At 66.1% G+C, this 14,314-nt stretch carries 11 protein-coding genes; 8 read left to right on the top strand and 3 right to left on the bottom strand.

Annotation, left to right across the window (positions count from 1 at the left end; genetic code table 11):
• The first annotated feature begins 33 nt into the window (after positions 1-33).
• Genes ybgC through tolA form a run of 4 tightly spaced genes read left to right on the top strand, consistent with a single transcriptional unit; the run spans position 34 to position 2,721 of the window.
• Positions 34-555 carry a tol-pal system-associated acyl-CoA thioesterase gene (gene ybgC, locus ABG80_RS17000; protein ID WP_083506220.1) on the top strand — a complete coding sequence of 174 codons (522 nt, stop codon included), beginning with the start codon at positions 34-36 and terminating at the stop codon, positions 553-555.
• A gap of 15 nt (positions 556-570) precedes the next feature.
• Positions 571-1,308: a protein TolQ gene (gene tolQ / locus ABG80_RS16995; protein ID WP_058088808.1), complete on the top strand. Its 738-nt coding sequence runs from the start codon at positions 571-573 to the stop codon at positions 1,306-1,308.
• A gap of 12 nt (positions 1,309-1,320) precedes the next feature.
• Positions 1,321-1,764 carry a biopolymer transporter ExbD gene (locus ABG80_RS16990; protein ID WP_058088807.1) on the top strand — a complete coding sequence of 148 codons (444 nt, stop codon included), beginning with the start codon at positions 1,321-1,323 and terminating at the stop codon, positions 1,762-1,764.
• A 3-nt stretch (positions 1,765-1,767) separates the two neighbouring features.
• Positions 1,768-2,721, top strand: coding sequence for a cell envelope integrity protein TolA (gene tolA, locus ABG80_RS16985; RefSeq protein ID WP_058088806.1), 954 nt, complete (start codon positions 1,768-1,770; stop codon positions 2,719-2,721).
• Positions 2,722-2,730: 9 nt separating this feature from the next.
• Here the strand turns inward: tolA and ABG80_RS16980 are convergent, their stop codons facing one another.
• On the bottom strand, positions 2,731-3,600 hold the full coding sequence (locus ABG80_RS16980) for a multinuclear nonheme iron-dependent oxidase (RefSeq protein ID WP_152987697.1): 870 nt from the start codon (positions 3,598-3,600) through the stop codon (positions 2,731-2,733).
• A gap of 98 nt (positions 3,601-3,698) precedes the next feature.
• Here ABG80_RS16980 and ABG80_RS16975 point away from each other — a divergent pair, with 98 nt between their 5' ends.
• The 4 genes from ABG80_RS16975 (at position 3,699) to ABG80_RS16960 (ending at position 11,359) form a co-directional block, all read left to right on the top strand.
• Positions 3,699-6,191, top strand: a complete 2,493-nt coding sequence (locus ABG80_RS16975; RefSeq protein WP_083506219.1) for a GspE/PulE family protein — start codon at positions 3,699-3,701, stop codon at positions 6,189-6,191.
• A gap of 275 nt (positions 6,192-6,466) precedes the next feature.
• Positions 6,467-8,389, top strand: a complete 1,923-nt coding sequence (locus ABG80_RS16970; protein WP_058088804.1) for a PrkA family serine protein kinase — start codon at positions 6,467-6,469, stop codon at positions 8,387-8,389.
• A 115-nt stretch (positions 8,390-8,504) separates the two neighbouring features.
• Entirely contained in the window at positions 8,505-9,806 is a 1,302-nt protein-coding gene (locus ABG80_RS16965; protein ID WP_058088803.1) for a YeaH/YhbH family protein, read from the top strand.
• Positions 9,803-11,359 (top strand): SpoVR family protein, encoded by a 1,557-nt coding sequence (locus ABG80_RS16960; RefSeq protein WP_058088802.1) that lies wholly within the window; start codon positions 9,803-9,805, stop codon positions 11,357-11,359. Before ABG80_RS16965 ends, ABG80_RS16960 begins: the two co-directional genes overlap by 4 nt.
• A 4-nt stretch (positions 11,360-11,363) precedes the next feature.
• Here the strand turns inward: ABG80_RS16960 and ABG80_RS16955 are convergent, their stop codons facing one another.
• Entirely contained in the window at positions 11,364-12,038 is a 675-nt protein-coding gene (locus ABG80_RS16955; protein WP_058088801.1) for a glutathione S-transferase family protein, read from the bottom strand.
• 113 nt (positions 12,039-12,151) lie between these two features.
• Positions 12,152-14,209, bottom strand: coding sequence for a DUF1631 family protein (locus ABG80_RS16950; RefSeq protein ID WP_058088800.1), 2,058 nt, complete (start codon positions 14,207-14,209; stop codon positions 12,152-12,154).
• Between the last annotated feature and the right edge of the window lie 105 nt (positions 14,210-14,314).

Genomic DNA, 14,314 nt, shown 5'->3' with positions numbered 1-14,314 from the left:
TTGACGGTCCGATCTACGGGGATAATCCGGGGCATGAACGCCCCCGAGCCCACTTCGACCGCCACCGCGCTGCAAGCCCTGGTGCTGCCACGCGGGGTGAGGTGCCACCACCGGCACCCGGTGCGCATCTATTGGGAAGACACCGACGCCGGCGGCATCGTGTTCTACGGCAACTACCTGAAGTTCATGGAGCGTGCCCGCACCGAGTGGCTGCGCTCGCTGGGCTTTGACCAGGAAGGCCTTCGCGCAGACGGCGAAGGCATGTTCGTCGTGGCGGAAACCTCGCTGCGGTACCTGCAGCCCGCCCGCCTGGACGATGTGCTCACCGTCACCGTGACCCTGGTCGAGCGCGGCCGCGCCTCGGTGGCCTTCGAGCAGCAGGTCTGGCGGGGCGAGACCCTGCTCAACGAAGGCCGCATCCGCATCGGCTGGGTGCAGACCGTGCCCGCTGAACAACCTGGCGATGAGCCACGCCTGAAAACCGGCCGCATCCCCCAACGCATCCTGGACCGCCTGCCCGAGGCATGGCCCGCAGCGGCATCCCCGCAAGATTGAAGGAGACCCGTTCCCATGAACCAAGACCTGTCCATCCTCCACCTGGTGCTCGAAGCCAGCGTGGTCGTGCAGCTCGTGATGGCCATCTTGCTGGGCGTTTCGCTGGCCAGCTGGAGCGTGATCTTTGGCAAGGTGATTGGTCTGAAGCGCATCCGCCAAGACAACGACAACTTCGACCAGGCCTTCTGGGCTGGTCGCACCCTGCAGGAGCTCTTCCAGGACGCCAGCCGCGAAGGCGGACCGGCCTCGCCGCAAGAGCGCATCTTCGCCGCCGGCATGCGCGAGTTCATGAAGCAGCGCGAGCGCCGCGTCACCGACGTGCCCACGCTGCTCGACGGCGCCCGCCGCGCCATGCGCGCCAGCTACCAGCGCGAGATGGACGTCATCGAGTCCCGGCTCGACTTCCTGGGCTCGGTGGGCTCTGTGTCCCCGTACATCGGCTTGTTCGGCACCGTCTGGGGGATCATGCACGCCTTCACCGGCCTGTCGAACATGCAGCAGGTGACGCTGGCGACCGTGGCCCCCGGCATCGCCGAGGCCCTGGTCGCCACGGCCATCGGCCTGTTCGCCGCCATCCCGGCGGTGCTGGCCTACAACCGCTTCGCCCGCGACATCGACCGCATCGCCATCCAGATGGAGTCCTTCATGGAAGAGTTCTCCAACATCCTGGCGCGCAACGCCGCACCGCTGGCCGCCGCACCGGCTGGCCAGCCCACCGTGCCGGGTGCCCTGGGCGCGCAACAGATCCGCTGAGGAGGCTGACGCATGGCCGAACTCAACGCACGCGGGGGAGGGCGCAGGCGCCGCACCCGCAACGAGATCAACATGGTGCCCTTCATCGACGTGATGCTGGTGCTGTTGATCATCTTCATGGTGAGCGCGCCGCTGCTGCCCTCCGGCGTGGTCGACCTGCCCACCATGGGCAAAGCCAAACAGGCCCCTGAGAAGGTGGTCGAGGTCGTGCTGGACACCGACGAGCAGGTGCGCATCCGCGTCAACCGTGGCGATTGGTCGAGCGTGTCGGTTCACGCCATGGCCGCGCAGGTGAAAGACATCCAGGATCAGGCCGATGGAGGCCCCTCGACCGCGCCCGTCATCATCAGCGCCCGCAAGGACATCCGCTACGACTCGGTCGTGCAGGTGATGGACCTGTTGCAGCGTGCCGGCGTGCAGCGCGTGGGTCTGTCTGTGCGCACCAACGGGGGTTGACCGGTGGCATCTGGATTCGGTTCGCACACGGCGGCCGGCACCTTGCCCGGCGACGAGCTGGCGCCCATGTTCATCAAGGGCGGCCGGGGCTGGCGCCCGCGCGACGCCGATGGCTGGCGGCCGGGCTTGGGCCTGGCTGTGGCTGCCCACGCGCTGCTGGCGCTGGGCCTGGCCTTTTCCGTGAGCTGGAAGTTGACCCAGGACGAGCCTGCGGTCGAAGCCGAGTTGTGGTCCGAGATTCCCCGTGGCGCGCCGCCAAGCGTGGCCCCGCCGCCGCCCCCGCCCAAAGCGGTCGAGCCCGAGCCTGTGGCCCCGCCCCCTCCGCCCAAGGTGGTCGAGCGCGCCGAGCCCGAGCCGGTCAAAAAGCCGGACATCGTCACCGAGCGCACGCCCAAGAAGGAAGACAAGCCGCGCAAGCAGCCCAAGGAGACCTTCGACACGACGCCGCCCAAGCCGGTGAAAAAGCCCGAACCCGTCAAAGACGACAAGGCCGAGAAGCTGGCCAGGGAGAAGGCGGCCAAGGCCGAGCAGGCGGAAAAAGCCAAGGCCGAAAAAGAGCGCCTGGCCCGCGAAGCCAAGGCCGCCGCCGACCGCGAGGCGCAGCGCCAGGCCAACATCGCCAGGATGATGAACGAGCTCGGCGGCACCGGTGGTGCGGGCGTGCCCTCGGCCACCAGCGCAGGCCCGAGCGCGGCTTACGCGGGGCGAATCAAAGCGCGCATCAAACCCAACATCGTTTTCACCGAGCAACTGATCCCGGGCAACCCGGTGGCCAAGGTCGAGGTGCGTTGTGCGCCCGACGGGCGAATCATGTCGGTCAAGCTGGTGTCTTCGTCAGGTGTGGTGGCTTGGGACGCGGCGGTGCTGCGAGCGATCGACCGCACCGAGGTGCTCCCGCTCGACGAGCGCGGCAAGGTGCCCCCCATGTTGCTGGAGTTCCGCCCGAACGACTTCTGAGGCATCAACTCAGTCGTCCAACTCCAGCGTCTCCTCTCCGTCCGCGCCCACCTCGGCCATCAACTCCGAAGCCAGCCTGACCTCGTCGAGCATCACGGCCAGACCGGGCAGGTCGGAGTCCCAGGCCATGACCGTCGGCACGGGGCCCAGGTGTTCCAGCGCCTGCCGCAGCAGCGCCCAGCCCGAGGGCGAGACGCGCTGGCTGCGATCGGCCACACGCGAGTGCGACGGCGGCTGAGGCTGAGCACCTTCCCGGAAGCCACCCAGGCGAACCTGCCCGACCTGCGAAGGCGAGAGGGACCAGACCGTGTCCAGCACCAAAGCGGTGGCCCTTTGCCACAGGAGCCTCTCCGAGGTGGGTGCACCTTGGCTGGCCCGAACGCGGCCCAGCGCCTGGGCCAGCAGGCGGTCGGGCTCCAGGGTCAGGCGGCTGCGGGTCTGGCGGGCGATGTCCGCCAGCTTGAGGGTGTCGCCCAGGGCATCGGCGTGCAGGCCCAGCTCCAGCAGCACGGGCTGACCCAGGCGCGACTGGATCACCTCCACCACCGCCGCCAGGGCCCCAGGGTCTCGCTCAGGCGTCAGGGGCAGGCTAAGGCGCCTGGGGTGCACGCCAGCCAGGCGGTCGAGCTCCTCGAGCGGGCGCTCCACCAGGCCGACTTCCCCACTCAAACCGATTTCACTGGCCTGTAACGCCAGGGGCCAACGCGAAGCCAGCGCCTTCAGGCGGTCCTGCGGCACACCTTCGAAGGCCCCGATGTCGCTCGCGCGCACCTCGACGAAGCCCAGGGCGGGCGACAAACCCAGCAGGTCAGCCAGGTGCGGTGCACGCAAACTGAGCCCGACGGGCTGGCGTGCCAACAGGGCGGTGGACGCTTTCATGGCCTCGATCTTGCCGGTTTCCGTGCCGAAATGCACGCCCCCAAACCCCGCTCTGTTCCATCCTTTGCCTGTTTCGCGCTTGCCTAGGATGGGTCACCATGTCCGACGACCTCGACCCCATCGCCGCCGAACCCGTCGGGTTTCGCTGGCCGACGCCGCCCTTGGCCAGCTACCCCACGGCCCGGGCGCAGCTTGACCACGAGCCCTGCGAGATCGTGGGGCTCAACGGGCGCGTCATGCAGGGGCGCCTCAACCTGTTCGTGCCCGAGGACCAGGTCGCCCACATCCAGGTGCCGCCCGCTCGCACGACCATGCCGCTGCGTTTCGGTCAGTTCCGCAGCCTGAGCCTCAAGCGGCCGCTCTTGCCCCTGGCCGAGCCCCTGGAGGGCGCTGGCGAGCACACCCAGGCGCTGAGCGAGCGCCCGGCCACCGAGTACGTCATCGAGCTGCAAGGCGGCGGTGAGCTGCGTGGCCAGACCATCGGCTGGATCGAATCGAATTTCGGCCTGTTCCTGTTCCCGCCCGAAGACGAGGCCGGGGGCGTGACCCGGATGTTCGTGCCCCGCGAAGCCATCTCGGCCACCCACCTGGGGCCGCCTTTGGGCGAGGCCCTGGTGGCCGGTGAGGTGCTCACGCTTGAGCAGGTTGACCAGGCTGTGGCCCTGCAGGCCGCCATGCGCCAGCGCAAGCTGGGTGACATCCTGCTCAACCAGCAGGTCGTCAGCCCGGAGCAGTTGCTGGGCGCCCTCGAGCAGCAAAGCCGCATGCCCATGATCCGCATCGGCGAGGCGCTGATCGCCCTGGGCCTGATCACCGAGGCACAGCTCGAAGACGCGCTGCGGCAGCAGCAAAGCGACCGCACCGTGCCGCTGGGTGAGCTGATGGTCCGTTTGGGCCTCATCACCCGTCAGGACCTGATCGATGCGCTGGCCCGCAAGATGGGCTACCCGCTGGTCGACCTGATGCAGTTCCCCATCGACCCGGAGGCGCTGACCAAGGTGCCTTTCTCTGTGGCCGCGCGCGTGAGCGCCGTGCCCCTGATGTGGCGCGATGGCAGCCTGATCGTGGCCGTCGAGGACCCGAGCAAGCGCATCGTGCTGTCGGAGCTGGAGTTCGCCAGCCAGTGCCGCATCGTGCCGGTGCTGGCACAGTCCACGCAGATCGATTGGGCCTTGCGCGACGCCTACGGCAAGCTGGGTGCCGACGTGGCGGCCGTGCCGTTCAACATCCACGAGCTGACCTTGCCGGCCTACGAGCTCGACTCCGCCGCCACCGGCCGGCTGGTCGAAGACCTCGAGCGTGAGCAGGATGGCGACCTGCAGGAAGACCGCTCCATCGAGCAGAGCGACAACTCCCTGGTGCGCCTGATCAACACCATGATCGTCGAGGCCCACAACCAGGGCGTCTCCGACATCCACGTCGAGGGCTACGCCGGGCGCGACAAGGTCAAGATCCGCTTTCGCAAGGACGGCCAGCTCGTGCCCTACCTGGAGCTGCCCCACACCTACCGCAGCGCCGTCATCGCTCGCATCAAGATCATGTGCGACCTCGACATCTCCGAGCGCCGCAAGCCGCAGGACGGCAAGATCAACTTCGCGCGCTTCGTGCCCCAGTACCGCATCGAGTTGCGCGTGGCCACCATCCCGACCAACAACGGCCTGGAAGACGTGGTGATGCGCATCCTGGGCTCGTCCCGCCCCATGCCGCTCGACAAGATCGGCCTGAGCCCCAACAACCTGAGTAGGCTGCAATCCGCCATGGAGCGCCCCTACGGCATGGTGCTGTGCGTGGGCCCGACCGGCTCCGGCAAGACCACCACCTTGCACTCGGCGCTGAGCTTCATCAACGTCCCCGAGCGCAAGATCTGGACGGCGGAAGATCCGGTTGAGATCACCCAGCCTGGCCTGCGACAAGTGCAGGTCAACCCCAAGATCGACTGGACCTTTGCCAAGGCCTTGCGTGCGCTGCTGCGCGCTGACCCGGACGTCATCATGGTGGGCGAAATGCGGGACACCGAGACGGCCCGCACGGCCATCGAGGCCTCGCTGACCGGTCACCTGGTGCTCTCGACCCTGCACACCAACAGCGCGCCCGAAACGGTCACCCGCCTGCTCGACATGGGCATGGACCCTTTCAGCTTTGCCGACTCGCTGCTGTGCGTGCTGGCCCAGCGCCTGGTGCGCCGCCTGTGCCCGGCCTGCAAGACCAGCGAGCCGGCCAGCGAAGAGCAGGTCGACGGATGGCTGGACGAGTACATGCATGTTTTCGGGCAGGAGCCCACCGGCGTCACCCGCGAGTCACTGCGTGCCGAATGGCAGGAACGTTTCGCGGTGGAGGGGCGTCTGCTGCATTGGCACAGCCCCGGTTGCGACCACTGCAGCCACACCGGGCACAAAGGCCGCCTGGGGCTGCACGAGCTGTTGGTGGTCAACGCCGAAACACGCCGCCTGATCCAGACCGGTGCCAGCCCCGACATGCTGCTCGCTCACGCTTTGCGCGAGGGCATGCGCACGCTGCGCCAGGACGGCATCGAGAAGGTGCTGTGCGGGTTCACGAGCATGGAAGAAGTGCGCGCCAGCAGCAACGCTTGAGTCGATGCGTTGAAGTTGCCCCGCAGTCACCGTTTGTTGTTGGGCTGCCGCACGCAAACCCGAAAAAAGGTGCAAGATAGGGGCGACGGGTTCACACCGTCTGGTGGGTAAAAGGCACTTTTCTTTGCCCACCTCGAAGGTGTGATTTCCACGATCTTTGGTGTGAAGGCGATGCTTGAGTGGTCGCGCCGGTGTCACCAGACGGGTAAACCGGGCCGATCTTCAGGCGTTGAACAGACAGGTCATTCGGACAGGTCGTTGACGAGGAGGTCAGCATGGACGTGATCAGCAATTTCGCCGCCCGCTACGAGCGCACCCGCGAAGAGGAATACTCCCTCGAGGAGTACCTCGACATCTGCAAACGCGACAAGACCGCGTTTGCCACCGCCGCCGAGCGCATGCTCCTGGCCATCGGTGAGCCCCAGATGATCGACACGCGCAACGACCCGCGCCTGTCTCGCATCTTCACCAACAAGGTCATCAAGATCTACCCGGCCTTCGAAGAGTTCTTCGGCATGGAAGACGCCATCGAACAGGTGGTGAGCTACTTCCGCCATGCCGCGCAGGGCCTCGAAGAAAAGAAGCAGATCCTCTACCTGCTGGGCCCGGTGGGCGGCGGCAAGTCGTCGATCGCCGAGCGCCTCAAGCTGCTGGCCGAGAAGGTGCCGTTCTACGCCATCAAGGGCTCGCCCGTGAACGAGTCGCCGCTGGGCCTGTTCGATCCGACGGAAGACGGCCCGATCCTGGAAAAGGAATACGGCATCCCGCGCCGTTACCTGCAGCGCATCCTCAGCCCCTGGGCCGTCAAGCGCCTGGAAGAATTCGGTGGCGACATCCGCCAGTTCAAGGTGGTCATGCGCTACCCGAGCATCCTCAAGCAGGTCGGCATCGCCAAGACCGAGCCGGGTGACGAGAACAACCAGGACATCAGCTCGCTGGTCGGCAAGGTCGACATCCGCAAGCTCGAAACCTACGCCCAGGACGACCCGGACGCCTACAGCTACTCCGGTGGCCTGTGCCTGGCCAACCAGGGCCTGCTTGAATTCGTGGAAATGTTCAAGGCGCCGATCAAGGTGCTGCACCCGCTGCTGACGGCCACACAAGAAGGTAACTTCAAGGGCACCGAAGGCTTCGGCGCCATCCCCTTCGACGGTGTGGTGCTGGCCCACTCGAACGAAAGCGAGTGGAAGGCCTTCCGCAACAACAAGAACAACGAGGCCTTCCTCGACCGGATCTACATCGTCAAGGTGCCGTATTGCCTGCGCGTGAGCGAGGAAATCAAGATCTACGAGAAGCTGGTGAGGGGTTCGTCGCTGAGCCAGGCACCGTGCGCCCCGGGCACGCTCAAGATGATGTCGCAGTTCGCGATCCTCACCCGCCTCAAGGAGCCCGAGAACTCGAGCATCTACAGCAAGATGCAGGTCTATGACGGCGAGAGCCTCAAGGACACCGACCCCAAGGCCAAGTCCATCCAGGAGTACCGCGACTATGCTGGCGTCGACGAGGGCATGAGCGGCATCTCCACTCGCTTTGCCTTCAAGATCATCTCCAAGGTCTTCAACTTCGACAGCACCGAGGTGGCGGCCAACCCCGTGCACCTGATGTACGTGCTGGAGCAGCAGATCGAGCGCGAGCAGTTCCCGGCCGAGACCGAGCAGAAGTACATCGCCTACATCAAGGAGATGCTGGCGCCGCGCTACGCGGAGTTCATCGGCAAGGAGATCCAGACGGCCTACCTGGAGAGCTACTCCGAGTACGGTCAGAACATCTTCGACCGCTACGTGACCTACGCCGACTACTGGATCCAGGACCAGGAGTACCGCGACACCGACACGGGCGAGATCTTCGACCGCGGCTCGCTCAACGCCGAGCTCGAGAAGATCGAAAAGCCCGCCGGCATCGCCAATCCGAAGGACTTCCGCAACGAGATCGTCAACTTCGTGTTGCGGGCGCGGGCCAACAACGGCGGCAAGAACCCGCTGTGGACCAGCTATGAAAAGCTGCGCACGGTGATCGAGAAGAAGATGTTCAGCAACACCGAAGAGCTGTTGCCGGTCATCAGCTTCAACGCCAAGGCCAGTGCCGACGAGGTCAAGAAGCACGAGGACTTCGTCAACCGCATGGTCGAGAAGGGCTACACGGCCAAGCAGGTTCGCCTGCTGTGCGAGTGGTACCTGCGCGTGAGGAAGAGCTCTTGATCTGATGGCCCACCCCCGAGCGCCTTCCGGCGCTCCCCCTCAAGGGGGCGCCACCAGCGGCCCGGCGAAGCCGGATCCGTGGTGGCCGCTTGGATAAAAACGGCGGACTGCGTACATGACACGGCAACACATCATCGACAGACGCCTCGCGGGGAAGAACAAATCCATCGGCAACCGCGAGCGCTTCCTGCGCCGCCACAAGGACCAGGTCCGCGAAGCCGTGCAGCGGGCCATCAATGGCCGCAGCATCCGCGACATCGAAAAGGGCGAGGACATCGCCATCCCCAAACGGGACCTGGGTGAGCCGGTGTTCCGCCACGGTGACGGTGGCACGCGTGACGTGGTGCACCCCGGCAACCGCGAGTACGTGCGCGGCGACCGCATCGAAAAACCCCAGGGCGGCGGCGGGCAGGGCAGCGGATCTGGCGATGCCAGCGACTCCGGCGAAGGCGAGGACGACTTCGTCTTCAGCCTGAGCAAGGAAGAGTTCATGCAGGTCTTCTTCGAGGACCTGGCCTTGCCCAACATGGTCAAGACCGCGCTGGCCGAGGTGCCGGAGTGGAAGAGCCACCGCGCCGGCTTCAGCAACGACGGCACGCCCAACAACCTGCACGTGGTGCGCTCGATGCGGGGTGCGCTGGGCCGGCGCATCGCGCTGGGTGCCAGCAGCCGCCGCGAGATCGAAGAGCTGGAAGAGCGCATGGCTGCGCTGCGAGCGGAGAAACAAGAGGGCGATGACGCGCTCGACCATGATCACGCGATCGAGATCGAACAACTCGAGGCGCGCATCAGGCACCTGCGTGGCCGCGTGGCGGGCATCCCCTTCCTCGATCCGATAGACCTGCGCTTTCGCAGCCGGGTCAAGGTGCCGGTGCCCACCACCAAGGCCGTCATGTTCTGCGTGATGGACGTCTCCGGCTCGATGGACGAGCAGCGCAAGGAGCTGTCCAAGCGCTTCTTCATCCTGCTGTACCTGTTCCTGACAAGGCACTACGACAAGATCGAGCTCGTCTTCATCCGCCATCACACGCAAGCGCAAGAGGTCAACGAAGACGACTTCTTCCACGCCACCGAAACCGGCGGCACCGTGGTCTCCAGCGCGCTGGTGCTGCTCGACGAGGTCATCCGCGCCCGTTACCCCACCAGCGAGTGGAACCTGTACGTGGCCCAGGCCTCCGACGGCGACAACTGGCACCACGACTCCAGCCGCTGCAAGGAGATCCTGGAAGAAAAGATCTTGCCCCTGGTGCGCTACTACGCCTACGTGCAGGTGGCCCAGACCGAGCAAAACCTCTGGGACGAGTACCTGAGCCTGGCCGAAACCCACAAGCACTTTGCGATGCGCAAGGTGCTGGAGGCCTCGCAGATCTACCCGGTCTTTCGCGAACTGTTCAAGAAGGAAGGAGTGGACGCATGAGTGCCTTGCTGACGCCCCATCGAGCCGAGAAACCCTTGCCGGGGCTGTCGGACTGGTCCTTCGACCTGATCGAGGAGTACCACGACGTCATCCGCGCCACGGCGCAGCGCTTCGGGCTCGACACCTACCCCAATCAGCTCGAGATCATCACCGCCGAGCAGATGATGGACGCCTACGCCAGCGTGGGCATGCCGGTTAACTACCGCCACTGGTCGTACGGCAAGGAGTTCATCGCCACCGAGAAGAACTACCGCCGCGGCCACATGGGCCTGGCCTACGAGATCGTCATCAACTCCAACCCGTGCATCAGCTACCTGATGGAGGAGAACACCATGGCCATGCAGGCCCTGGTGATCGCGCACGCGGCCTACGGGCACAACAGCTTCTTCAAGGGCAACTACCTCTTCCGCATGTGGACGGACGCGGGGTCGATCATCGACTACCTGGTCTACGCCAAGAACTACGTGGCGCGCTGTGAAGAGCGCCATGGCATCGACGCTGTTGAAGAGTTGCTCGACAGCTGCCACGCGCTGATGAACCACGGCGTGGACCGCTACCGCCGACCGGGCAAGCTGTCCCTGGACAAGGAACTGGCCCGCCGCGAAGAGCGCGAGGCCTACCTGCAGCAGCAGGTCAACGACCTGTGGCGCACGCTGCCCCGGCGCGCTGACCGGCAGGAAGAAGAAGCCGTCAGGCGCTTCCCGGCCGAGCCGCAAGAGAACCTGCTGTACTTCATCGAGAAGCACGCGCCGCTGCTCGAGCCCTGGCAGCGCGAGATCGTGCGCATCGTCCGCAAGGTGGCGCAGTACTTCTACCCGCAGCGCCAGACCCAGGTCATGAACGAAGGCTGGGCCACGTTCTGGCATTACACGCTGCTCAACACCATGTACGACGACGGCTACCTGACCGACGGCATCATGATGGAGTGGCTGCAGTCGCACACCAACGTGGTGTTCCAGCCGCCGGTGGGCCACCGCGCCTACAGCGGCCTGAACCCCTACGCGCTGGGCTTTGCGATGTACACCGACCTCAAGCGCATCTGCGAGAAGCCCACGCCGGAAGACCGGCATTGGTTCCCCGATTTCGCGGGCTCGGCTGAAAACACGCCCAAGGAAGAACACGCCTGGCTCAAGACGCTGGACTACGCCATGCGCAACTTCAAGGACGAGAGCTTCATCGGCCAGTTCCTTTCGCCGAAGGTGATGCGCGACTTCCGACTCTTCGCCATCCGAGACGACGAGAAGGCCAGCGAGTACGAGGTCAGCGCCATCCACGATGACACGGGCTACCGTGCGCTGCGCGAGACCTTGTCACGCCAGTACGACCTGGGCTCGCGCGAGCCCAACATCCAGGTCTGGAGCGTGAACCTGCGAGGTGATCGGTCGCTGACGCTGCGTCACACGCAGCACAACGACCGCCCGCTGCACGACAGCACGCGCGAGGTGCTCAAACACGTGGCGCGGCTGTGGGGCTTCCCGGTTCACATGGAAAGCGTCAATTCGCACGGCGACACCCGTCAGCACTGGACGGTGGTGCCAGCGAACATGGAGTGAGGCTTCAGCCGGGCTGGCGAAGGTCCTGCAGCCACTGGCCTTTGCCCCGCGCATCGGCCTCGTGGGGCTCGTCGCGCCAGGTCTCGGCCAGGGCCTGCTGGTACCAGCGCTGCATGCTGGGCAGGGCGAGCAGCCTTTGAACGTAGCCTTGCCCGACCTGGCCCAGCTCGGGCGAGTAGGTCTGGGCCCGAAAAGCCAGGGGCGCGAAGAAGGCATCCACCGCCGTGAACCGATCTCCTGCCAGGAAGGGGCCCCCAAAGCGCTGCAGGCCCTCTTGCCATATCGCCTCGGCGCGTTGCCAGTCGGCCTTCACCGCCGCAGGCCATGCCGGCAGGCGGATGCGCAGGCCACAGTTCATGGTGCAGGTCTCGCGCAGGGCAAAAAAACCTGAGTGCATCTCGGCGCTGGCGCAGCGGGCCCAGGCCCGAGCGGTGGCATCGGTGGGCCACACGCCGGGGTGGCGTTCTGCCAGGTACTCGGTGATGGCCAGCGAGTCCCAGATGACGCGTCCGCCGTCGTGCAGGCAAGGCACCTTGCCGGTGGGCGAGAAGCGGGTGAACTCGACCTCGCCGAAAGGCTCGAGCCTTTCTTCGAAGGTCAGTCCCAGCTCGGTCATCAATAACCAGGGCCGCAGCGACCACGAAGAGTAGTTCTTGTTGGCGATGTGCAGCGTGTACATGGTGTTGGTTCCTCATCCCAGGCGTTTTCATCATCGCGATGGGCGTGGGTGCTCGCTGCGATGTGCTCATGGCAATGATGCCGCAGACCGATCGACCCGGCGAGTCGTGGCAATCAGCTGTCGAGCTCCTGCACCATGCTGTCGACGGCGCGCTGCATCAGGCTGCGGTCTTCCAGGCTGGTGGCCAGGCCTTCGGCGCGCAGGCGCTCGAGGGCGCGGCGGCTCAGGGAGTGCAGGCGGCCGGCCAGGTCGCTGCCGAACATGTAGAACTGGCGGTTTTCGCTGACCCACAGCAGGCGGGCCGTGGTCCATTGGCCTTGCATGAAGAGCTTGCACCAGGTGCCCGGGGTGAGGGCATCGGCCCACTGACGGCGGCGCGCCAGGATGGCCGCGTCGTCGGCGTTCTCGCCAAAGGCCATGGGCACCGTGGGCAAGGAGCCCAGGTTGGTGTCGAGCGGGCGGCCATCGGCCTGCGCAAAGCGCAAGTCGTCGAGCAGGGCGTCGAGGTTGGCCAGGGTGCTGGACTCGAAACCGGTGCGCTCGCGTTCGATCTTGGGTGGCTTGGGTGTGGCCATGAGCACGCGGGTGTGCATGCGCATGAGGGCTTCGAGCAGGGTGTCCTGCTCGCTTCTCGGCATGTTGATGCTGGCCATGCCTCGCTGCAGCCGGTTGCTCAGGTCTGGCAGCTTGCGGCGCAGGGCCTCGCGTGCGTCGAGGCTCTCGGGCCTTTGCAGGCTTTGCACCAGGTCGTCGACCACGCACAGCATGGCTTGCGACTCGTCGTCCTCGGGCGAGGTGGTGGCCATGGTGTGCGTGAGCACCTCGACCCAGGGGCCGCAGAGGAAGTCCTTGATGACCTGAGGCAGCTTGACCAGTTCCACCTGGTTGGCGACTTGCTGTTGCAGCAAGGGGTGAAGGGTCAGGCGTTGGTCGGCCTCGCGCAGTCGGGCCACGGCCTGGGGGGCTTGCTGAACGGCTGCCTGGCTTTGGGAGACGATGAACTGCTGCATCTCCTTGAGCGTGGTTTCGAGCTCGACGCTGCCGGGGCCGGGCTCAGGCAGCATGCGCGCCACGCGTGGCTGCATGAAAGCCAGGAAACCGCGCAGCGCAACCGCGTCGTTCTCGCTGTAGCCGGCTGCGTAGGCCGCCATCTGGTTGATGAGGCGCCAGGCAGGGTGCTGGTCGCTGCGCAGCACCCAGGTGTCTTGCTGTGCGGCGCGTTGCAGCACCGGCTCCATCTGGCCGATCAGCTGGCGCACCGGCGCGGGCACCTCGGCATCGGCCTGCATCTGCTGGAACAGGGTGCTCAGCAGCCGTGAAACTTGCGCCTGGCTTCGACGCGCAGCCAAGCCTTGCGGATCGTTGAGCTCGTCGAGCTTGCGCGAGAGCACACCGAAAGTGAGGTCGCCAGCCTGGGCAGCCACCGCCGCAACGGGGGCCGCGGGAGGCGGGGGCAGCGGCATGCGATCGAGCAGGCTCTGCAGGGCGCCAGGCTGGGTGACGATCAGGGACGAGGGCGGGGCGCTGCGTCGCGGGTGGGTGACGGCCTTGAAAGGCACCGGGTCGCAGCCCAGGGACCTCAGCGTGGCCGACACCTCGCGGTAGTGCTCGCGCAGGCAGTCCGCCAGCACTCGACCGGTCAGGCGCAGCAGCATGTTGCGCTCGCCGGCGGACAGCGGCAGCACCCGCGTAGCGGCGCCGAGCGCCCGTGCGAACACAGCCGGGCGCAGGGGGTTGGTGTGCGGGCGTGGGGTCGTGTCGCCTTGCAGCGCCGATGTGCAGGCCTGGAGTTCGCGCAACTCCCACTCGGCCACCAGGTCGATGAGTTGCACGGTGCGCGAGATCTCGATGTCCTGCTCTGCCTGGTTCTCGTCGACCAGGGTGAGCTGATCGATGGTCATCTCGTGCAGCTTGCGTCCGCTGGGGCCGTCGCCCTGTGTGGCGCGGACTTCGTCCTGGATGTGCTGGGTCAGGGCGGATTCGAAGTCGGCGCGCCGCGCCTGCACGGCTTCGGCCACGCCGAACAGCAGGTTGCGGTCCTGTGCCAGGGACAGGTCGGTGCCGCTGTCGCGCAGCGCGGCCTGGGTGCGGGCGACGATGCGTTGTGCCAGCTCGGGTGCTCGCCCCAGCTGCTCTTGCACGTGATCGTTGAAGCGGACGGATTCGGCCATGGGGTCATCCTAAGCCGGGCGTGGCGGGCGGCAAGCGCGAATCTGAGGGGCCGCACCCGCCCAGTCCGTGGTTTTTGGGCTGGCTTTGTCGGGCGCCAGTGCGTT

The sequence above is a fragment of the Aquabacterium parvum genome, assembly GCF_001447195.1.
Lineage (GTDB): Bacteria > Pseudomonadota > Gammaproteobacteria > Burkholderiales > Burkholderiaceae_C > Aquabacterium > Aquabacterium parvum.
This window is presented reverse-complemented; position numbering and strand designations above follow the sequence as displayed.

Excerpts from the sequence above, each read along its gene's own strand:
- ABG80_RS16975 (WP_083506219.1), top strand. The coding sequence starts at position 3,699 with ATGTCCGACGACCTCGACCCCATCGCCGCCGAACCCGTCGGGTTTCGC.
- ABG80_RS16965 (WP_058088803.1), top strand. The coding sequence starts at position 8,505 with ATGACACGGCAACACATCATCGACAGACGCCTCGCGGGGAAGAACAAA.
- tolQ (WP_058088808.1), top strand. The coding sequence starts at position 571 with ATGAACCAAGACCTGTCCATCCTCCACCTGGTGCTCGAAGCCAGCGTG.
- ABG80_RS16980 (WP_152987697.1), bottom strand. The coding sequence starts at position 3,600 with ATGAAAGCGTCCACCGCCCTGTTGGCACGCCAGCCCGTCGGGCTCAGT.
- ybgC (WP_083506220.1), top strand. The coding sequence starts at position 34 with ATGAACGCCCCCGAGCCCACTTCGACCGCCACCGCGCTGCAAGCCCTG.
- ABG80_RS16955 (WP_058088801.1), bottom strand. The coding sequence starts at position 12,038 with ATGTACACGCTGCACATCGCCAACAAGAACTACTCTTCGTGGTCGCTG.
- ABG80_RS16990 (WP_058088807.1), top strand. The coding sequence starts at position 1,321 with ATGGCCGAACTCAACGCACGCGGGGGAGGGCGCAGGCGCCGCACCCGC.
- ABG80_RS16950 (WP_058088800.1), bottom strand. The coding sequence starts at position 14,209 with ATGGCCGAATCCGTCCGCTTCAACGATCACGTGCAAGAGCAGCTGGGG.
- ABG80_RS16970 (WP_058088804.1), top strand. The coding sequence starts at position 6,467 with ATGGACGTGATCAGCAATTTCGCCGCCCGCTACGAGCGCACCCGCGAA.
- ABG80_RS16960 (WP_058088802.1), top strand. The coding sequence starts at position 9,803 with ATGAGTGCCTTGCTGACGCCCCATCGAGCCGAGAAACCCTTGCCGGGG.